General features: G+C 68.4%; 20 protein-coding genes and 1 pseudogene. 17 read left to right on the top strand and 4 right to left on the bottom strand.

The window, feature by feature from the left end; translation table 11 throughout:
• Nucleotides 1-49: 49 nt before the first annotated feature.
• Nucleotides 50-1185: pseudogene (locus tag LO763_RS20230) on the bottom strand (IS701 family transposase).
• A 239-nt stretch (nucleotides 1186-1424) separates the two neighbouring features.
• Complete coding sequence (locus LO763_RS20225) at nucleotides 1425-2618, bottom strand: IS701 family transposase (RefSeq protein WP_439650308.1); 1194 nt, start codon at nucleotides 2616-2618, stop codon at nucleotides 1425-1427.
• A 940-nt stretch (nucleotides 2619-3558) separates the two neighbouring features.
• On the opposite strand from LO763_RS20225, the gene LO763_RS20220 reads away from it, so the two are divergent.
• Nucleotides 3559-4299 carry a hypothetical protein gene (locus LO763_RS20220; RefSeq protein ID WP_230787971.1) on the top strand — a complete coding sequence of 247 codons (741 nt, stop codon included), beginning with the start codon at nucleotides 3559-3561 and terminating at the stop codon, nucleotides 4297-4299.
• A gap of 315 nt (nucleotides 4300-4614) precedes the next feature.
• Here the strand turns inward: LO763_RS20220 and LO763_RS20215 are convergent, their stop codons facing one another.
• Complete coding sequence (locus tag LO763_RS20215) at nucleotides 4615-5817, bottom strand: IS701 family transposase (protein ID WP_439650309.1); 1203 nt, start codon at nucleotides 5815-5817, stop codon at nucleotides 4615-4617.
• Nucleotides 5818-6038: 221 nt separating this feature from the next.
• Between LO763_RS20215 and LO763_RS20210 the strand changes: the two genes are divergently transcribed.
• Both LO763_RS20210 and LO763_RS20205 read left to right on the top strand, forming a co-directional pair.
• Nucleotides 6039-7178 carry a hypothetical protein gene (locus tag LO763_RS20210; RefSeq protein ID WP_230787959.1) on the top strand — a complete coding sequence of 380 codons (1140 nt, stop codon included), beginning with the start codon at nucleotides 6039-6041 and terminating at the stop codon, nucleotides 7176-7178.
• 182 nt (nucleotides 7179-7360) lie between these two features.
• Nucleotides 7361-8236, top strand: a complete 876-nt coding sequence (locus LO763_RS20205; RefSeq protein ID WP_230787957.1) for an aminoglycoside phosphotransferase family protein — start codon at nucleotides 7361-7363, stop codon at nucleotides 8234-8236.
• A 7-nt stretch (nucleotides 8237-8243) separates the two neighbouring features.
• Here the strand turns inward: LO763_RS20205 and LO763_RS20200 are convergent, their stop codons facing one another.
• Nucleotides 8244-9488, bottom strand: coding sequence for a helix-turn-helix domain-containing protein (locus tag LO763_RS20200; RefSeq protein ID WP_255672829.1), 1245 nt, complete (start codon nucleotides 9486-9488; stop codon nucleotides 8244-8246).
• A 279-nt stretch (nucleotides 9489-9767) separates the two neighbouring features.
• Between LO763_RS20200 and LO763_RS20195 the strand changes: the two genes are divergently transcribed.
• The 14 genes from LO763_RS20195 to LO763_RS20130 all read left to right on the top strand — a co-directional run bounded on the left by LO763_RS20195 (nucleotide 9768) and on the right by LO763_RS20130 (nucleotide 20359).
• On the top strand, nucleotides 9768-10466 hold the full coding sequence (locus LO763_RS20195) for a GOLPH3/VPS74 family protein (RefSeq protein WP_230787953.1): 699 nt from the start codon (nucleotides 9768-9770) through the stop codon (nucleotides 10464-10466).
• A gap of 33 nt (nucleotides 10467-10499) precedes the next feature.
• Complete coding sequence (locus LO763_RS20190) at nucleotides 10500-11981, top strand: APC family permease (RefSeq protein WP_230787951.1); 1482 nt, start codon at nucleotides 10500-10502, stop codon at nucleotides 11979-11981.
• A gap of 62 nt (nucleotides 11982-12043) precedes the next feature.
• Nucleotides 12044-12631 (top strand): N-acetyltransferase, encoded by a 588-nt coding sequence (locus tag LO763_RS20185; protein WP_230787948.1) that lies wholly within the window; start codon nucleotides 12044-12046, stop codon nucleotides 12629-12631.
• A 178-nt stretch (nucleotides 12632-12809) separates the two neighbouring features.
• Nucleotides 12810-12998, top strand: a complete 189-nt coding sequence (locus LO763_RS20180; RefSeq protein WP_230787946.1) for a hypothetical protein — start codon at nucleotides 12810-12812, stop codon at nucleotides 12996-12998.
• A gap of 149 nt (nucleotides 12999-13147) precedes the next feature.
• Nucleotides 13148-13411 (top strand): hypothetical protein, encoded by a 264-nt coding sequence (locus tag LO763_RS20175; protein WP_230787944.1) that lies wholly within the window; start codon nucleotides 13148-13150, stop codon nucleotides 13409-13411.
• Entirely contained in the window at nucleotides 13408-13854 is a 447-nt protein-coding gene (locus LO763_RS20170) for a hypothetical protein (protein WP_230787942.1), read from the top strand. The genes LO763_RS20175 and LO763_RS20170 overlap by 4 nt, the downstream gene beginning before the upstream one ends.
• On the top strand, nucleotides 13851-14201 hold the full coding sequence (locus LO763_RS20165) for a hypothetical protein (protein WP_230787941.1): 351 nt from the start codon (nucleotides 13851-13853) through the stop codon (nucleotides 14199-14201). Before LO763_RS20170 ends, LO763_RS20165 begins: the two co-directional genes overlap by 4 nt.
• A complete protein-coding gene (locus LO763_RS20160) occupies nucleotides 14201-14551 on the top strand; it encodes a hypothetical protein (RefSeq protein WP_230787939.1) in 351 nt (116 codons plus the stop codon). Before LO763_RS20165 ends, LO763_RS20160 begins: the two co-directional genes overlap by 1 nt.
• A gap of 315 nt (nucleotides 14552-14866) precedes the next feature.
• On the top strand, nucleotides 14867-16054 hold the full coding sequence (locus LO763_RS20155; protein ID WP_230787937.1) for a glycosyltransferase family 61 protein: 1188 nt from the start codon (nucleotides 14867-14869) through the stop codon (nucleotides 16052-16054).
• On the top strand, nucleotides 16047-17081 hold the full coding sequence (locus LO763_RS20150; protein ID WP_230787934.1) for a hypothetical protein: 1035 nt from the start codon (nucleotides 16047-16049) through the stop codon (nucleotides 17079-17081). The genes LO763_RS20155 and LO763_RS20150 overlap by 8 nt, the downstream gene beginning before the upstream one ends.
• Nucleotides 17082-17176: 95 nt before the next feature.
• Nucleotides 17177-18106 (top strand): hypothetical protein, encoded by a 930-nt coding sequence (locus tag LO763_RS20145; RefSeq protein WP_230787931.1) that lies wholly within the window; start codon nucleotides 17177-17179, stop codon nucleotides 18104-18106.
• A gap of 51 nt (nucleotides 18107-18157) precedes the next feature.
• Nucleotides 18158-18628: a hypothetical protein gene (locus LO763_RS20140; protein WP_230787929.1), complete on the top strand. Its 471-nt coding sequence runs from the start codon at nucleotides 18158-18160 to the stop codon at nucleotides 18626-18628.
• Between the two features lie 100 nt (nucleotides 18629-18728).
• Complete coding sequence (locus LO763_RS20135) at nucleotides 18729-19475, top strand: hypothetical protein (protein ID WP_230787927.1); 747 nt, start codon at nucleotides 18729-18731, stop codon at nucleotides 19473-19475.
• The gene (locus LO763_RS20130) at nucleotides 19463-20359 is read left to right on the top strand and encodes a S8/S53 family peptidase (RefSeq protein ID WP_230787925.1); all 897 of its coding nucleotides are present in this window, start codon (nucleotides 19463-19465) and stop codon (nucleotides 20357-20359) included. The genes LO763_RS20135 and LO763_RS20130 overlap by 13 nt, the downstream gene beginning before the upstream one ends.

The raw sequence follows: 20359 nt of genomic DNA, 5'->3' as shown, positions 1-20359 counted from the left end.
CAGTGGGCGGCGGCGAGAGCGAGCTGGAGGGTGCGAGCGGGGTGGAGGACTACCGCCAGGAGACGGCGGATCTCGGGGACTGTGAGTCTTCCCAGCTCGCGTGGGCTTTTGGGTCGGTGGCAGCGGTGACAGCGAGGAAGGCGTGGGCGAGCATCGCCATGGTGATGTGCCGGTACCAGCCCTCCCACCTGCGGACTTGGTAGTGGTCGAGGCCGCATTCACCTTTGGCGGCTTGGAAGCACTCCTCGATTGCCCACCGGGCGCCGGCAACCCGGACGATCTCGGCCCGGTCGACCGAGTCGGGGTGGAAGCACAGGTAGTAGGCGATGTCAGTGGGGTCGTCGATCGAGCGGCGCGCTAGCAGGGTGCGGACGAACCCGGCCGGCAGGTCGCCGTAGGAAGGCACGGTGGCCCAGGCCCAGTCGTAGACCCGTTCCCCACGGACTCCGGGGCCGGCGGAGAACCGGTGCCACGCCTCGGCCGGGGCTCGGCCGATGAGGGTGTCGACCCGTCGCTTGCCGTCCAGGTCCTCCACGGTCTGCTTCACGGGGACCTCGACCACATAGGGCATCCTCCGGGCCTCTAGGAAGGCCCGGAACCGGCCGTCGCAGCCGTAGGCCGAATCGGCGGCGACCCATCCGGCCTCGACCCCGGCCGCCAGGGTCCGGCCGATCATGACCTCAGCCAAGCGCGGCTTGGTCAACACGCCTTGGTGCCAACGGCCATCGGGTATGCCGGCGTCGTCGCACCGGTCGCGGTCGGCGATCCAGGATTCGGGCAGGTAGAGCTCGCGGTCAAACAACGCTCGCCCCGCCTGGCTCGCATAGGCGAGGAACACGCCGAGCTGACAGTTCTCGACCCTGCCCGCGGTCCCGGAATACTGCCGCTGCACCCCGGCTGACCTGCGGCCTTTCTTGACGAAGCCGGTCTCGTCGACCACCAGGACACCGTCGGGCCCGGCCAGGTTGCGGCTACATAGGACCGAATCTCGTCGCGGACCGCATCAGCGCTCCACTTCGCCCGGCCCAGGAAGTGCTGCACCCGCCACGGGTCGGCGTCTCCGGCTGCTTCGGCTAGCTGCCAGGAGTTCTTCCGTTCTACCGGTGCCAGCAACCCGACCAGGTACGACCTGGCCCGCCGCCGCAGTTCCACGCGGCTGAACAGGCCCGCAACGAGGGCGAACATGTCATCGAGGCTCGACTTCCACGCCGAGACATCCTCCGCTGCAACATCATCGATCACGAAGGCAATAGTAAAACAGCTGCGGCACAACGAAATACAGCTGTCGTGCTAACACGACAGCTGTATTTCGTTGTGCTGATTCTATTGTCGCTGGTAGCGGGATTGTCGGGCGCGGGTCTGGTGGCGGCGTCGCCAGTGGGCGGCGGCGAGGGCGTGGGTGAGGGTGCGAGCGGGGTGGAGGATTACCGCCAGGAGACGGCGGATTTCGGGGACTGTGAGTCTTCCCAGCTCGCGTGGGCTTTTGGGTCGGTCGCGGCGGTGACGGCGAGGAAGGCGTGGGCGAGCATGGCCATGGTGATGTGCCGGTACCAGCCCTCCCACCTGCGGACCTGGTAGTGGTCGAGTCCGCATTCGCCCTTGGCGGCCTGGAAGCACTCCTCGATCGCCCACCTGGCGCCGGCGGCCCGGACGATCTCGGCTCGCTCGACCGAGTCGGGGTGGAAGCACAGGTAGTAGGCGATGTCGGCGGGGTCGTCGATGGAGCGGCGGGCCAGCAGGGTGCGGACGAACCCGGCGGGCAGGTCGCCGTAGGAGGGGACAGTGGCCCAGGCCCAGTCGTAGACGCGTTCGCCGCGCACCCCTGGCCCAGTCGAGACCCGGTGCCACGCCTCGGCCGGAGCGCGACCGATGAGGGTGTCGACGCGGCGTTTCCCGTCGAGGTCGGCCACGGTCTGCTTGACCGGCACTTCGACCACATAGGGCATGCGGCGGGCCTCCAGGAAGGCCCGGAACCTCCCATCGCGCCCGTAGGCGGAGTCCGCGGCGACCCACCCGGCCTCGACCCCGGCAGCGAGGGCCCGGCCGATCATCGCCTCGGCCAAGCGCGGCTTGGTCAACACGCCCTGGTGCCAGCGGCCTGCGGGGATACCGGCGTCGTCGCACCGGTCGCGGTCGTCGATCCAGGAGGCGGGTAGGTAGAGCTCGCGGTCGATCAACGCGCGACCGGTCGGGGCGGCGTAGGCGAGGAAGACGCCCAGCTGGGAGTTCTCGACCCTGCCCGCAGTCCCGGAGTATTGCCGTTGCACCCCGGCCGACCTGCGGCCCTTCTTGACGAAGCCGGTCTCGTCGACCACGAGCACGCCGTCCGGGCCGGCCAGATTAGCGGCCACATAGGAGCGCAGCCGGTCGCGGAGTGCATCGGCGTCCCACTTCGCCCGGCCCAAGAAGTGCTGTACTCGCCACGGATCGGCGTCCCCGGCCGCCTCGGCCAACTGCCAGGAGTTCTTCCGCTCCACCGGCGCCAGCAGGCCCACCAGGTATGACCTGGCCCGGCGCCGCAACTCCACCCGGCTGAACAGCCCCGCTACCAGCGCGAACATGTCATCGAGGCTAGCCTTCCATGCCGAGACATCCTCCGCCGCAACATCATCCACCATGACAGAAATACTAGATCACTTGCTGCACAACGAAATACAGCTGTCGTGCTAAGGCGCGAGTTGCTTCATCAGTTGGCTAGCTTGTGCCGACGTGGACCGCGCCGGGACCAGGTTTGGGGAACGCCCTGGACCAGCGGCTCAAGAGTCTGACTGTCATGCAGGTTCGCGGCCGAAACTGCCAGTGCGAGCGAGAGCCTGTTGCGGTCGGTGAGGACATAGATCTTGGAACCGGACCTGCCCCGATCAACCGGGTTTGGGCCGGTCAGTGATCCCTCCATTTGGTGCGCAGGCTTGCAGCGTCCACGATCGCCTACGACCAGTCGATGTCGCTGGCGGCGTCGAGCCGGTCGAGGATCGCTCGGTGGAGCTTCGCCACAGCCCGGCCTGGGACCATTTGGCGAAGCGCTGGTGCGCGGTCTGGTGCGAGACGCCAAAGGAAGGCGGCGCACGTACGGTGGCATAGCGCGCCATGTTCGAGTCAACAAAGATCGACGTTGACTCGACAAAGTGCAGCGATGTCTCATCGCGCGCCGGTCCAGCGTGTTTCCATGTATCCAACCGTCAGATCAGGCGAGCTTTGGGGTGAGCTGTCGGCTGTCATACTGGCCACATGCCCCTTCGTGACCCCCCTCTCGCGCAACACGCCGGAACGCCTTCCGACCGGCATCCCAACAACTTGATCCGGACCTCCCTAATTTCTGGTTTGAACGCGCTCGCCTTCGGGATAGGCGGCAACATACTTCACGCCGAATTCGGAAAGCGAGCGTTTGCGGCCGTAATATGCCTGTTCGCGGTAACTATAATAGCGACCGGGCTTCGTCGTCTCCCTGCCCGGGCACCCCTAGTTCGTATCGCGATCCGTGGGCTCTTGGTTATTGCGGCCCTTCTAGCAGTCCTCGGAAGCCTCTTTCTTGCTGATCATTCATCTTACATACTGACAGTGTCTGCAGCGGTCTCAATTTTGGGCTTGCTCGTTACGGTTGGCACTCACGAGTTTGATGCTGCAATACGTGCAATAGCCTGCTATGGAACTTGTATTGGATTGCTCGTATTTATATATACTCACGCCGAAATTTTCTTCGATAATCGTCGTATTTTTATGGCGATTTCATATTTGTGTTTTGCGCTAGCGTGTCTCAGCTTCGATTTTGGGATCCGATTTCGTTCACCGATCTGGATAGGAGTGGCGCTGCTATTTTTCCTTGCAGCCGGTATCTTCTCCTTGCTGCATGAAACTCTAGGGGGCCGAGGAGGTCCGATTTCTGCGGTTATGGGGCTGAGCTTGATTATTGCTGCAACTCTTCCGTGGTTGAACGCCGTGAATTGGAAGGTTGATAGCATGGTAAGTGTGGTTTTTCTGATGATAGGGGTGCCGTTGTTTTGGCTGCCGATGATCTTTCCCACAAGCGTTTTCTCCCTGTTTGGGACGGCAATGATGCTTGCAACGATCGTTGTGTTGGCGCAGTTCGTTCGGACGGGAAACGCGCATTGGGCTGCCTGGATGATGCTTGGTCTTTCCATGGTTGGAGTGTCGTCACGACTCCTTTTCATGGGAAATAGCATCATTGGCTTTATTGGGTTGGTCATTGGAATGCGGACGACTTGGCTCGGCGTAATAATGCTACAGCTCCCATTCATGAAATGGTGGAAGAAGGCCACAACGGAGCCGATTCAGGAATGAGGTAACGAACCTCGGTCTCGAAGTGACATAACTCGAGAACGTCGAAACCCAACAGGACCATGGAGGACGAGATGAGCGCGACTGACCGGTCCTGACGCTTCCAAGGAGCTTGGCGTCCACCTCGTACTTGGCGTTGAGGACGATCGTGTGCTCCCCGTCCTCTTCGGCCAGATGCTCTGCTTAGTTTGACTACCGTAAGTTCTCAAGGTGGTGGTTGTTTCCGCTGGTAGCGAGCTTGTCTAACCTTCTCGCGGATGCGTCGTTGCCAGTTGACAGCGTCGAGGGTCTCGGTGAGGGAGCGGGCGGCGGGGAGGATCAGGCCCAGCAGATGTCGGATGACCGGCGCGCTGAGTCGATCGCGTCCGCTGCTCCTTTTGGGTCGGTCGCTGCGGTGGTCTGCAGGAAGGCGTGGACGAACATCGCCAAGGTGACGTGCCGGTACCACGAGGTCCAGGTGCGGACCTGGTATTGGTCCATCCCGCACTGCTTCTTGGCTTCAGCAAAACAGGTCTCGATACCCCACCGGGCACCGGCGATGCGGATGAGCTGCTGTTTGCCGGTGCCCTCGGGCGCGAAGCACAGGTAATAGGCGATGTCCGCGGGGTCCGTGACCGACCGGCGGGCCAGCACCGACCGGGCATGGCCGGACCGGAGCTCGCCGCCAGGCGGCAGCAGGCCCCAGGCCCAGTCGTACTCGCGCGGACCCCGTTCGCACTCGCCTTGCGACAGCCGTGTCCACGCCGCTGCCGGAGCCTCGGCAATGAGGTTCGCGATCTCCCGTTTCCGGCCCTCGACGTCGACCACGACCTGGCTGCACTTCACCTCCAGCACATAGGAAATGCGCGCTTCCTCGAGGCTGCGGCGGGTGAGATGATCCGAGCCGTACGCCGAGTCGGCGGCCACCCATCCGAAGGCCAGGCCCGCATCGCGCAGCTGGGCGATCATGCGCCGGGCGGTACTGGGCTTGGTGACCAGGCCCTGGTCCAGACGCGCCTGGGTGACACCGACCCTGCGGCACCGGTCGGGGTCACCTATCCACGAGGCCGGCAGGTAGAGCTCTCGGTCCACCAGGGCCCGCCCGCGGGCGCTAACCAGCGCCGCGAACGCCCCGATCTGGCAGTTGTCCACTTTCCCCGAAGTGCCGGTGTACTGCCGTTGCACCCGGGCCGAATAGCGGCCCTGCTTGAGAAACCCGGTGTCGTCGACTACCAGCACCGCATCGGCCCCGCCGATCGTCTCCGAGACCGCCCGGGCGAGCCGATCGCGCACCAGGTCGGCGTCCCACAGCGTCCGCATCAGGAAGTGCTGCACCGTATCCGGCCGCGCATGCCCGACCGCCTCTGCGATCTGCCAGCCGTTCTTCCGCTCGAGTGGCGCCAGCAGCGCCGTCAAGTACTCCCTGGCATGCTTGCGAGTCTCGAACCGGAAGAAGTCATCGGCGATAAGACCGAACCATGCACCCAGGCGATCCCGCCATGAGGCCACCTCAGCAGCCTCAATATCCGCTACCGCACCCACCATGACCAGAAGCTACCCAAATGCCGGCCCCAGCGCCACCGCCAACCTGGGCCCGATGAATCAGAACATCGTTGAGCCACAAGGATACTGACCAACTGTTGGCAATCCGTCACGCCTACTTACGGTAGTCAAACTAGTTGGTCTGCGGCACATGCTTACGTAGCTTGCTGATGCAATGAAACTCCTCGCCGTTCCGGCTCCTCAAAGAGGAGAATGTGTCCATGCTCGATGGCCCCTGGCACCGCGACGTGCCCCGATCGCTTCCCCCACGCTGGGGCCCCAAGGTCACCCCCGCTGCCCGAACGGTCTACCTCGACCAGTGGTGCTACAACCACCTGGCCGATGACCGCGCCGGGAAACCGCGACAACCGGACGAGGCGGGATGCTTCGAGTTCTTCCGGAGCCTCGCGCATGCCGGCTCGGTCGTGTTCGTGCTCTCACGGACGCATTACCTGGAGAACGGGGTGCGCAACGCCGTAGACGCCCGCTGGAGGACCGCGGTGGCCATGGCCGAGCTGTCAGGCTTCAACTCCATTACGGCGGCAGGGCTCGTCGAATGGGACACCGCCGTTGCCGTAGCACGGAGCGTGGGACGTGACGCTGAGGTGCCGCCGCCGAACGTGTTCGGGTGGGGAGTGCACCACTGCTTCTTCGGGCAGGAACCCCCGGAGGACCCCAAAGACGATTGGACGGTCTGGGGCCAGGTACCCGCATTTGTCCACACGCTTCCACCTGACCTCATAACGAAAGTGCATGTTGAATGCGAGCTGGCGCAACTTGCCATGTGGCATCCGAGTCGTTGGCCAGACACCACCTCGACGCCGACTCTTCCCCGTGACGTCGCGGGTGACCTGTTGGTTGAGGAAGCCGAGCAGGATGAGGCACATTTCGCAAGGCTCCAGAGCGACTACCCGCGGACGCCCGCGATGGTGCGCGCGGTTATGGAGGCGCGCTTCCTCCTCACTCCCGAGTGGCGCCATGTTCAGAACGCCTGTGAGCATTTGAGGGTGCCACTACAGACGATTCTTCCTGGGCTGGGGCAGGACCCTGGCGACGATGCAAGGGTGGTCAAACGGAACCGGAAGGCCCTGCGAGCGTTCATCGCGTCCATGCCCATTCAAGGCCGATTCTCGGAGCTGCGGGTCCAATCGCACCTCCAGCAAGGCCGGAAGCGCCGCCCCAGCGACGCGCTCGACTACTTCCAGATCGCCTCAGTGTCGCCGTTTGTCGACTACATGGTCGTCGACGCTCATATGGCTGACCAGGTCCGCAAGGGCGGATTGGACGCGCGACCGGGAGCGATGTTTGTGGCCAGTCTTGCGGCACTGCGGCACCAGCTTGCAAACGATGTCGGAGCGTGAGTGGGGATCGCTGCCGTCTGCGATGCCCTAGCCGTCTCAGGGGGCGCGGGTCGGGATGCCTCCTGCAGCGGCTCCGCGCTGCCATGGCCCGCAAATGCCGTACGCGCAAGCAGCGCTGTGGCTATGCGGCGAGTCCGTTGGTAGCGTTGCCGGGGCCCGCGATCGGAGGAGGCGTGCCCGGCATGTTCACTGAAGCGCTTGCCCGTTCGTTGGCGCAGCAAGCGGCCCGCGAGCTCGGCATCGCCTCCAGGACGTCGCCGCAGCTGATTCGCATGGGCGAGCACGGCATGTTCCGGCTCGGGGGTGGCGCCGTCGCGCGTGTCGCCCGCGGGCTGGCGTGGCAGGCCACTGCTGAACGTGAACTCGCCGTTGCCCGGTACCTCCACGAGTGCGGTGTCCCCACTGGTCAGCCTCTAGCGGAGGCGCCTGTGCTGGTGCACGGTCACCCGGTCACGTTCTGGCGTGAGTTGGACGTTTCCCGCCGTGCCACGTTCCCCGAGATCGGTGCGGTCCTCGCCGCCTTGCACCAGGTGCCGCTACCTGAAAGCCTTGCGCTTCCCGACCTGGATGCGTTCGAACGCGTCGCCGAACGCCTCCAGGACGCCCCCATTGGCGAGACCGACCGTCAGACGCTCCTGGCCGTGGCTGCCGAACTTGCAGCCGCATGGGCCCAGACGGACTTGCCGGCGCGCCGGTGCCTGATTCACGGTGACCCGCACTCAGGCAACGTCGCGTTCGCCGACGATCAGGCGGTCCTGATCGATTTGGAGACCGTATGCATTGGGCCGCCCGAATGGGACCTGGCCCTGCCGGGCACGTACACGGCCTCCCTGCACTGGCTGGAACCGGCCGAATACCAAGGCTTCGTGGCCGCTTACGGCGGCACCGACGTCACGGCCGCCCCGCATTTTCGGCTCCTGCGTCGCATTCGTGAACTGCGCATGACCTCGTGGCTGGCCCAGCACGCTGGCGAGTCGGCGGCCACCGCCGCGCAATTGCGCCACCGTGTCGCCTGTCTGGCCGACGACCGGGTTGAACGGGTCTGGTCGCGCCGCTGACCTGCGCCTAGCGTGCGCTGTCCAAGAGCGCGCGGATGGTCATGAGCTGCCGGGGCCCCTCGTCGGTGCCACTGCGGCGTAGTGCATGGGCCAAATCGTGCAGGTCTTCGTCGAGACGGGCTGAACGGACCGGTCCGGCGGCGGCAATAGCGCGATCGACAACGGCTTCAGCGCCCGGGAGGCGCCACCGGACCGTGAGCGTGGCCAGTTTCGTCGTTGAGAACGCGATGCTGCGCGCATTCGTCGGCCGATGCAACGCGACCGCTTTCCTGAGGCGTCCGGTCGCTTCCTCGACCAGGCGGCCTTCGAGCGCGAGGGGGTAGAGACCGTGTGCGGTGTCGCCCAGGCGCTGCGCCTCGTCGTAATACCACAGCCAGGCCGGGTCGGCGCCCGAAGGACCGGCGGTGAACAGCTCGTCGGCTCGGTCGATGGACTCCAAGACTTTCGCTTCCTGGCCGAGGGCGCCGTAGACACGGGCGCGGACGGCATGAAGCATGCATGCCGAAATGGCCGACCGTGGCCGCTGCCCGGCTTCAGCGGCACCGAGCAGGTCCGCGGCGCGGCGCAGGTCCCCGACCTGCAGCGACTTGCGGATCATGCCGCACATGATGTTGAGCCAGCTGTCGCTGTCACCGGCTTCTTTCGCGATCGACAACGCCGTCGCGAACGACCGCTCCGCATCGGCTTGCAGTCCGGCGTCAGCGGAGGCGAAGCCGCACAGCCGGGCCAGACGCGCGGCCACGCGCATCCACCGGGTCCGCACCGCGGGCGACATCGACGCTTCCCGCAGGCACGCCAGTGCCATGTCCAGTTGCGCGAACGCCATCATGCGGGCGGCGGACCGGCCCCCGGCAGTGTGGTCGAGCTGTTCAAGGTGGGAGATCAAGTGGTCGAGTTGGACGGCGTCAGCGAGCGTGACCTGCCTGGGTACCGGGACGACGGCAACGGTTGCCACATCGGGAAGCGCCGCCCCGGTCAGGTTGGCGTCGGGCGCCACTGGCGCGAGTGGGGCGTCGTCGAGCATCGCGGCCAGGTGTTCGTGCGCAATGCCGAGCACGTCAGCGATCGTCGGCCACATGGTCCACTGCGGCGTTGACGCGCCGCGTTCCCACCGTTTGACCGACGAGACGTCCACGCCCACGCGGGTAGCGAACTGCTCCTGCGTGAGGCGCACGCTCCGGCGTGCGCGGGCAAAAGCCTCACGTCGTTGGTGAGCCACCGTCCCCCTCCATCGACTAGTCCGATCCAACATGGACGTCGCAGGAAAACAGTGATGCCAAGGGAGCCTCGTGGGACTCGACGCCCCCGGAATGCCCCTTGGTTGCACCCCGGAATGCCCTGGTAGGCGGCTGCCCGGAGCGGTTGTATGAGATGCGGCGACCCGAAGGCACCCTGCGAAGTACTGACGGGTCGCTGACTGCTCCCTCCATGATGTAAGGAGCGCTGATGACCGTCAGCCTACGCGCACTGCGCGACTGCCCGCAGGCCGCCGCAGCGGCGCTGCGCGCCAGCGCCCACGGCGGATCCGTGAGTGTCGGGACCTGACATGTACCAGGCCCCGCGCGCCGCGCGCCTGCACCCGACCGACCTCGGCCTGGTCGAACGGTTGTACTTCCTGTACCTCGACGAACTCAAAGGCCACCTCGCCGTCGCCCCCCACACCGCCTCACTCGGACTGATCACAGCCGATCTCATCGGGCTGATCGACAACGGCTACGTCACAGCCCACCCGAAAACCGGCGCCCTGCGCTCCCGCCGCCCCTCGCACGGCCCGCCCGCCTCCCCGCTGGCGCACACCGTATGGGACCGCATCTTGTACGAGGAACCGGCACTGCCCGCCGAAGACTGGCTGCGGTACTGGGCGATCGAGGACTACTTCACCGCCGTGTCCGAGCAAATGGTGTACCGGGGTCTACTGCACCGCACCGCACGGCGAACCTGGCGCGGCGCCGACGTCGTCGCCTACGACCGCGCCCACGTCACCTTGTCCCAAGGGCCCTTCCGTGAACTGCAACGCGCGTTCGCTGACGCACACCACCCGAACCTCACCCACCATGACCTGCGCCTGGTCGCCGTCCTCGACGCGCTCAACCTCACCCGACGCCTCGGCGTCGCACTCGAGGAAGCGCACCTGAACGCCTTCTACCGGCACCTGCCGCCGCCCGTGCACCTCCTCATCACCCACCTGCGCCAATGCACCGGCACCGCTGCCATGACCAACCGCACCTAACGCCCGTCACCCGCTACCGAACAGGACGTACCCATGAGCGCACCCCCCACTACCAGTGCCGTCACCGCCCGGCTCAACGCCAACCGGCTCGGCACCGGACCCCTCGTCGCCTTCGCGCTGTGCGCGGCCACGCCCCTGACCGTCGTCGCCGGTGTCACCACCACCGGCATGGCCTTGACCGGCCAGATCGGCCTCCCGATCGCATTCGTTGCCATCGCCGCCGTCCTGGCGTTGTTCGCCGTCGGCTACACCGCCATGGCCGCCCGCATCCCCAACGCCGGCGCGTTCTACGCCTTCATCGCCCGCGGCATCAACCCCGCGCTCGGCGTCGGCGCCGCCTGGACCGCCTACCTCGCCTACACCGCACTCACCGCTGGCCTGTACGGCCTCATCGGCGTCGCGGCGCCACCGCTCCTGGAATCCTGGTTCGGCCTGACCGTGCCCTGGTGGGTCGCCGCCGGCGCCTGCTGGCTCCTAGTCGCCGTCCTCGGCACCCGCGCCGTCGACCTGAACGGCCGCATCCTGTTCGGCCTGCTCCTCGCCGAAGCCGCCCTCATCGTCGCCGCCACCATCGCCGGTTTCGCGAACCCCGCCGGCGGCCAAATCAGTCTCGAGGCGCTCGACCCGGTCACGTTCGCGACCGCTGGCGGCGCCGGTGCCCTCCTCGCGTTGGGCTTCCTCGGCTCCATCGGGTTCGAAGCGCCCGCGGTCTACGCCGAAGAAGCCCGCGACGCCGCCCACACCGTCCGCCGCGCCGTGTTCTGGTCCCTGGCCGCCCTCGTGGCCCTGTACGCCCCCGCCGCATGGGCCATCACCGTCGCCGTCGGCCCCGGCAACGTCGTCAACGCCGCCGGAACCCACGGCATCGACTTGTACTTCGGCCTCATCGCCGACCATCTCGGCGCACCCGTCGCGAACGCCGCCAGCGTCCTCCTGGTCACCAGCCTGATCGCGGCCGCGATCAGTTTCCACAACACGACGTCGCGGTACATGTTCGCGCTCGGCCGCGAACGCGTCCTCCCCGCCAGCCTGGGCCGCACCATGCCACGCACCGGCGCGCCCGCGCGCGCCTCGCTCGTCCAGTCCACCGTCAGCGCCGCCATCATCATCGGGTACGCCGCCGCCGGACTTGACCCGCTCGTCGACATGTTCTACACGCTCGGCACCGCCGGCGGGTACGCCGTGCTCTGGCTCGTGTGCGTCGCTGCCTTTGCGGTGCTGCGGTACTTCACCGGCGAGCGGTCCTTCGCCCTGTCGGCCGCAGGCCAGTTCGCGGCGGTCCTGGCGGCCGTGTCCTTGAGCGTCATCGTCGTCCTCGCCACCATCGACCTCGGCGACCTCCTCGGCGTCGAACCCGCATCGCCGCTCCCGGTCGTCATCGGCGCGATCATGGCCGCCGTCGCCCTCGCCGGGGTACTCCGCGGCACCTACATGGCCTGGCGCCGCCCCATCGTGTACGAGCGCATCGGTGCCGGTCCGGCCGCCGACCGCGCGAACGTCCCGGCCGGACGGTGACGGCCATGAACACCCGCTCCGCAGCGCCACCGCCCGCGATTCTGCCCCTACAGGGCAACGCCGTGCAGATAGCTGCGCTGATCGCCGCGGCCTTCAGCGACCTGGACGTCACCCACTGGCTCGTTCCCGACGCCGCAGACGGCAACACGCGCGCCCCGCTGCGGCAACGACTCCTCGCCGGACAGTTCGCCATCCTGGTCGACGCCGCCACCCGCTGCGGGCACGTCGACGTCGCCGTTGACGAATCCGGCGGCTGGGTCGGCGCCGCCGTATGGGCCGACCGCACCGGGGCCCCCTTCGCACCCGTTGCCTACGAGACGCGCCTCAAGCAGTTGACCGGTACGCACCTGCCGCGGTTCCAGGCACTCGACCGGGCCTTCGAGGACCACCACCCCACCGATGTGGCCCACCTGCACCTGATGTTCCTGGCGACCGTGCACGGGCGCCAAGGCAGCCCCGCCCGGATCGGCACCACTTTGCTGGCGCACGGCCTGGCCCGCGCCGACCAGAACCACTTGGCCGTCTACCTCGAAGCGGCCAGTGAACGGTTGCGCAACTGGTACCAGCGGTACGACTTCGCGCCGCGCGACCCGATCCGCTTGCCGCACGAGGGCCCCAGCTTGTTTCCGATGCTGCGCCCACCCCAGTAACGACCCGCCCCCCGGGGGGCGGCGTGTCCGTCACATGGCGCGCAAGCCCCCATCGACTGCGACATCACCTTCCCAGATCGCGTCCTGCGGCTGGAGGCGGCAACCTGACCAGGTCGCCGCCTCCAGCCATCCCATGACACCGAAACCGTGCACCATCATCGACTGAGAGACCGCACCCATGGCCCAGCCACCTCGCTTCGCAGCGGACTTCCATGCGACCGGCACCGACGCCGTGTTCAGCAACGGCGACCGGAAGCCCACGCCCTCCCACGACGGCGACCGCGTTGATGCGCCCGAACCGGACACCAGCGGCGACTACCGCGGCCGCCACGCCCGCGCCGACGCCGACGAGGCGTCGCCGTCATGACCGCGATACTGCCCGCCCCATCGGCGCCCACTGCGGCACCCGAACCCCAAGACGCCGCCGAGGACGCCCGACCCGTGGCACCAGCGCCCGGCTTCGCACCCCAGGCGCCCCGTCCCCGCACCCACATCGGTTCCTTCACCTGGTGCGGCATGACCTTCGCCGTCACCGGTCACGATCGGCACTACGTCATCCAGCACTGCCACCGCAGCGGCACGCGCACCGATATTGCCGTCGCCGCACCCGGGCACACCCGCAGCCACCTGTCGTTCCTGCGCACTGGCGCTGACCTGGGCATCGCCCCCAGTGCGGAAATGACTTTCCGTGCGGGCCTGCACGCACAAACGCACGCCATGGCCGACCTCGACGCCCGCACCGCCGACAGCATCGCGGCCCCGCAAGGACGGTCCGCATGACACCACCGGCGACCGTGCTTGCCACCCGCATCCTGACCGCTGCCGCCGTTGGCGCTGCCATCGGCGCACTCGGTGCGACCCTCGCCTGCCACGTCCGGTACACCATGCTCACCTCCCTACCCGGTGTGCATGCCGTGCACCTGCGCTGCGGCCGCGACCACCACCAGGACTGCCCGCCGGACTGCCCACCCGAGTGGACGCGCGCCTTCGCCGTGCTCACCGACGACCACCTGGAACTGTGGCAGTACTACTCCCTGACCTTGCGGGCCTCCCACCGCATTCCGTACGACGCCGTGCCCTGCGACGTGTCCGGTGTGTTCCTCACCGAGTCCGACCGCGGCCCGGTGCGCATCGCACTCGGATCGCCAACGGACCTGAGACACTTCCCCGGTCCGGCAACGACACCGGCCCTGGCGGGGACACGTGCGGGAAGGCCGCAATGACGACGCCAACGCACCTGACCGGCGTGGGCCGCATCGCCGAAATTGACCACCGTGGCCACCGGCTCGGCGTCGACGCCGACGCTGACACGGACGGCCTCGAGCACTACCGCCTGACCGTCCTCGGCGGACACGTCAGCGACACGCCTTTGGGCGTGGTCGGCTTTACCACCGCAGGGGAGACGAACCTGACCGTGGACACGACGCTCGCGGACCGTCTCGGCATCGACCTGACCGATCTGACCGCGCAGGTCGTGCAGCTCGCTGACGTGCGCGCCAGCGCCGCCACCGCCTACTGCCTCGGCATACGGTGGGCCACCGGACCTGACACGGTCACGATCGGCTCCTGATGCGGCGACACTTCCACGCCCTGCTGCTCACCGGTGCCGGTCTGGCCCTCGCCGCTGTCGCCTGCGCACCCCACGCCACCACCACCGCAGCGTTCACCGTAGGCAGCCGCCTCGGCACCGGAGCCGTGCACGCGGCCTTCATTGCCGTGGCCGCCACGCACACCAGCATTGACGCGCTCACCGCGGTCCTTTCACCACTGTGGATCCTGACGGTGACTGCGGCCTACACCGTCACTGCCACCTGGATCGTCAAACAGGGCCCCAACCGGGGCGCCAAATGCGTCCGCGCCGTCATTGCCGTGCAAGTGGCCACCGCTGCCGTCCTCACCGTCATCGTCACCGCCACCTGACCCCGCCGTCCGACAGGAGCGCGCCGCTCATGACCCGTTCACGCCATCGCGCACCCCGTGCCTGGTCGTGAAGGTGTCCTATGCGGCCCGACCGCGTTGCATACCGAAGGAGCACCCCGCTATGACAACCACCATAGCCGCCGGCCTTGACCGGTGCGCCGTGTCCCGCCCGCCCGGCCGGCCCGTCACTGGGCCGTCGTATCCGGTCGCGCTCGACCGTTCGGGTGGAGGACCCGCCCGTGCGGCGGCCGGGGGCCCGGGGCAGGGCCGGGTGCTACTGCAGGGGATCGGGGGCCGGCGGTGACGGCGGCGCCGGTGACCTCGTTGCCGCTGGCGGGGCCCCTGGGGTGGGCGGCGAGTGCCGTGGACTGGATGGCGGCGACCGGCCGTGGCCGCCTGCACCTGTACGAGCAGCCGGTCGTAGTCGACGGTGCGATCCCGATCGTGTGGGGTGAGGAGGCCGGGCAGGCGCCGCCGCTATACCGCCGCTCCTGCGCCCCGGGTGCGGTTGTGGCCGAGCTGCCCGAGGGGACCGTGATCGGCCCTGGCGGCGCGGTGGTCACTAGCGACGGCTGCGTCCTGGCCGACCAGATCGCCGCCGTCGACCGTGCGCCCGCGCGCCACCGGGTGTGGCGCGGCAGTTCCCGGGCCCCGGTCCATCTGCCCGGGACCGCCGCGGTGGTCGCCGCGACCGGCGGCCCCGGTGGCCCCTTCGGGTCCTTCCTCACCGACACGCTGCCGCGCCTCCAACTGATTCGCGACGCCGGCATCGAACCGGACCACTGGATCGTCTCGGGCGCCGAGCAGCCGTGGCATCGCGAGGGCCTCGACGCCGCCGGCATTGACCCCGACGCTGTCCACCTGACCCGATGGGACCGGCCCGTGCGCGCCGAACGGCTCATCGTCCCCTCCCGGCCCGGCCCCGGCCCGGTGATCGCACCGTGGGCGCGGCAGCGGCTGCGGCGCCTGCTGCACGCCCCCGACCGGCGCGGAACCGAACGGCTGCTGCTGTCCAGCACCGCCGCACCGGAGCACCAGCTGGTGAACGAACCGGTCCTGGCAGCCCTCCTTGCCGACTTCGGCTTCACTCGTGTCGTCCTTGAACATCACCATTTCGCGGAGCAGGTCAAGCTCATCGGCCAGGCCCGGTGCATCGTGGCGACCCGCAGCGCGGCCCTGACGCACCTGCTGCACGCGCCCGCCGGCGGCACCGTGGTCGAGATCGCCCCGGGCACCGGCGGCGGCCCCGATATCGGTGCGATCGCCGCTGTAGCCGACTGGGAGCACTACATCGTTCCCGCGGCCATCGCCGACCCGCCCGACGACCTCGACCCCGCCATCGAAGCGCTCGCCGTCGCGCCCGGTGCGGTCCTGGGCGCCCTCGCCCAGACCCTGCCCGGCATCCGGATGCGCCCGCCGCGACCGGCGGCCGGCGCTCGGCTGCGGCACCCGGCCGCGAGACGCCCCGAACCCACCACTGCGGAAGGACCCGCCCGTGCCTGACCAACCCCGACCCGCACCGGCCGCCGCAGCGGCCGCGCACCCGTCGCCGGCAGGACCGGCTCCTGCCGCCACACCCGACGGTGCGCTGCCCGCCGACAGCGCTGACGGCACCGGCCGCACCGATCCGGGCCCGCACGCCTGGGCCGGCGCGCGCATCATCGACGAGTTCACCGTCGAGGGCGTGGAACTGGCCGTCGAATGCACCGGCCGCCTCGGCAACGCCACCCTGGTGATGGTGCGCGCGGACGATCGCGTCGAACCGGTGGTCAGCCTCGACTTCAACCCCGCCGACGGGCGTCTTCGCGACGCCCGCCCCTGCGGCATCGGCCACCAGTACCCCGCTGCGACGATCACCGATTGGACCCGGCGGGCCCAGCCGATCCTGACCGCGTTCGGCACCCTGACCGGCACCATCGACTACCAGCGGCTCCAGCACCAGACGATCACGAACCTCATGAAGTTCAGGCTGCCCGTACCCGAGGCGGTCGCCGCACTCGATGCGGTGGCCCCCTCCGCGGTCTGGTCGTACACCGTGACCCGCGAGGAGGTCGTCGAGGCCTGGTTCCGGTGCCAGGTCGGCTTGTGGACCGGCCACGATCTCCGCACATGGGCGCAAGCGGTCCTGGAGCGCGACGACATTCGCCCTGCGGCGCCCCACGCGAGCGTGATCGAGTCGGTGCTGCGCGACCTGGTCGCAGACCCAGAGCGTTTCGACTCCCGCCAGGCCGTCCGCGACGCCCTCGGGTTCCCCGCCCCGGCCGCTGCCCGGCGCGGCCGTGCCCTGCTGGGCCTGGTGGTCGTGGCACTGGCCGGAGCCAGCGGCGGCCACCTGACCGCGGCCGCAGGCATCGAGCTCGGCGTGCCTTTCCCAGTAGTGGTGCTCGCGATGGTCGCCCTCGTCGAGCTTGCCGTCATCGGCCGGCGTTGGCGCACCGGCGGTCTCGCCGCGGCGATCCTCGCGGTAGGGGACCGGTTCCCAGTGACCGCGGCGTTCACCGTCGGCGTCGGCGTCGGATGGACGGCATGAGTGCACCGAGGCGACCGATGCCCGGCAACGGCCCAAACTGCACCCGCCCGAGTGCGGCACCACGAACCCCACTGTTCTCTGCACTAAGGAACCTGATGACGACCGTTCCCCCGGCTCCCCAGCACGATCGCAGCCCCGAACTGCCCGCGGGCGACCACACCCCGGGGCCGCAACCGTCACCGTTCACCCCGCCGTATGGCCCCGGTGACGCCGCCGTGTCGTCCGGCACCGCATTCGCGCCCCCGCACCCGCTGCAGCGGCGGCGTGGACGGACGATAGCGACCAGCGCGATCACCGCCGTGCTGCTCGCAAGCGCGGGCGCGGCCGCCTACTACCAACTGCGACCGGCCGCACCGAACAGCGACCCGGCCGCAGTAGCCACCGATGCCACCGCGGCCTCGAGCACGACCGAGGTGACCGCTCCGACGATCGTCGCACTCCCGGCTGCTGGCCACTGCATCCCCACTGAATACACGGCTTTCGGCACCGACGGGTTCACCGAGGACGACCCGGGATACCTGGTCGTGCCCTGCGAGGATCCGACCGCGTACTGGCGGGCAGCGTGGACCGACGACAGCGCCACCGGCATTGTCGATGCGAACGGCAAGGTCGATGCGGCGATGCTGCCGCGACCGTGCACCAGCGATACCGTCGAGGAGCAGATCGGCCTCCCCTGGCGCAGCCTGCTGACCGACTACGAACCGGACACGCGCGACCTTAACGCGATCGTCTGCATGGAGGCGATCGACCGCCCCGACGAGCACGGGCGCACCCCGGTGGAGCCCGACATCGGCGACTGCGCCGAGCACGATCCCGACTCGGGCGCGTACTGGACCGTTGCATGCCAGGCGGACAAGCCCCGGATGGCCGTCACCGGCATTGTCGCGCTCGAGGACCCCACCGCGGACGATGACGAACTGGTCGCCCTCGCCAACATCGAATGCCCGGGCCTGACGTTCCTGTCGACCATCACCGACAGCACCGGCACGCCCATCGCCGTGCGCTGCTTCGAAACGACGGGATGACCGCGGCATTACCCGACCGTCACGAGGCGCTACCGCGACCTGGAGGCCCGGATGCTTTCCGCCTACATCTACTACCGCCCCGCGGCGTCCGAGGACGCGCTCGCGGCCTACTTCGCCGCCAGGCTGGACCTCCACCGCGTTGACGCCGAGGCGCCGTTTCCACTGCGGAGCGACCAGTGGTGGGTGCACCTGGTCGACGGCGATGCGGACTGGGACGAGGAGGCCGCGCGGATCGGCATCACCGCTGCAGCGATGGTCCTGGTGGTGTTCGCACCGTCCAAACACCTGCGCGCCGACGTATCGCAGGAGGCGAATGCGGCACTGTGCACCGCTGTCATCGACCAGCTCAACGACACGCCCGGCCTCACCGGGCTCCTCCAGCACGGCGACGCGCAGGTGCTGATCGAACGACCACCGTGCGGCCCGACCCGCATCGACACCAGCCTCGCCGAGGCTCTAGGCCACCACTGCGACCCGATGCGGTCCCCGGGCATTATCGCCGACCTGCCCGATCTGGACTGAATTGGTGAACACCGCCGCGTCTCAACGGCACCGCTGGTGTCCGCAGTGGCCAGCAGACCTGCAACGAACCGCATCACGCCGACCTCAGGAAAGGCCCCACGTGCCCGTCGAACCGAACGACGACGAACGCTTCCGCATACGCGTCCAACGCACCGTCGCGAACTACAGCGACGCCATCACCCCTGCGCTCGCGGCCGCGCTGCACCGGCTCGTGCAGGCTGGCGACCATGAACGCGCCATCGCCGGTCTGGCGGAGACACTCGTGCGCGAACACGTGCACCTGCAGTACACCGACGCCGTCGAGTTCCGGTCGCTGCTGAACACCGCAGCGTCGCACACCCCATCACACCTGCGCGACCTGCTGCTGTTCAACAGGCCGCCCGACGACGGCCACGTCTGCTACCTCCCCGACGGCCCCGCGCCAGCCGTCGCCGCGGCCGCCATGGCCGCCGAGTTCACGGTGCCGCCCGCAGCGATTGCCACCGGCGTTGGTGACGAGTACACCGGTCCCAAACAGCCCCTGGTGTACCTTGCCGACACGGCAGGGCGGCCGCGCGTCACGGTTTGGGCCGCTGATGAGTTCTTCGCGTCTCGTCCCGGTACGACCGCATTGACCGTCGCGACCGCACTGTGTGCTCGACTCGGCTGCCGGGCCCTGCTCGACACGTACGGCATGAACCCTGTCGAGTGGATGCTAGTCACCCCCGAAGGCGGCCGCGGCATGATCAGTGAGCTGCATGAGGACGAGTTGGCTCCCGGCCAGGACTGGGGCGTCGACCTTGCGTACGAGCCGATCTTGGGCGCACCGGAACTGCGCGTGGTTGAGGACCTGCCGTGGTGGGGGTGAACACGGCCGGCACCGACGCCGAGCCGCGACCGCTCGTTGCCGTCTGGCTTCGTCGAGGTTGGACTTGGGCGCTGATCGGCGTCAGCTCCCTGGCCGGCGCCGTCGCGATGCTGGTCGTAGACACCGTTGCGGGGGCCGCCGTCGCGGGCCTGCACTGGTGCACGACCGCAGGTGTGGCCTGGTTCTTGCACTACCCCCGAGGCGTGTACGATCCCGCGACCGGCACCTATGTCCTCATCTGGCCGTTCGGTCTGGCCTGGCGGCGGTATCCCTCGCGGCGAGGCGGCGGCGTGCTCGCAGTGCGCGGCTCCCGCATCGTCGACACGGCACGCCCGTGGCGTGCCATCATCTACCGCAGCGACCTCACCGACACCCACTGGGAGTGCCTCGTCCGCCATGTGCGCGCGCACCAGGAGCGCGCCGTTCCCGGCGATACCGGGCCCGCCCGTCCCCATTTCATCCGACGCCGGCACCGCCTCACCGGCCTCGGGCTCGTCCTTGCCGCGATCACCTGCGCTGTCATCGCGGTCATGGCCATGCCCGCCGCAGCAGACGAAATCGGCCTCGACACGACGAACGCGGGGGCCATCGACCAGATCAACGCCGAGCGGGCATGGGTGACGGTCACGATGGTCGACACCGGCATTGTCGAGTACGACCACGCGTTCCTGACCGATAAGGCCATCCTCGATGGTTCCTCCGTCATGGGCGAGATGGACGCCCACCACGACATCGACGGGCACGGCCCCGGCGTGGCCGCCGCGCTCCACGCGGCCCCGCTGACGATCGCGTTCATCGCAGCCGCGGTTGCCCTCAGCAGCGGTGCGGCAGCCATGGGAGCAACGCGCCACCATCGAGCTCGCAACCGCACACCCCATCCCTGA

Source organism: Glycomyces amatae, assembly GCF_020991375.1.
Taxonomy (GTDB): domain Bacteria; phylum Actinomycetota; class Actinomycetes; order Mycobacteriales; family Micromonosporaceae; genus Glycomyces; species Glycomyces amatae.
Note: the sequence above shows the minus strand (reverse complement) of the source record. Positions and strands in the feature narration are given on the sequence as shown.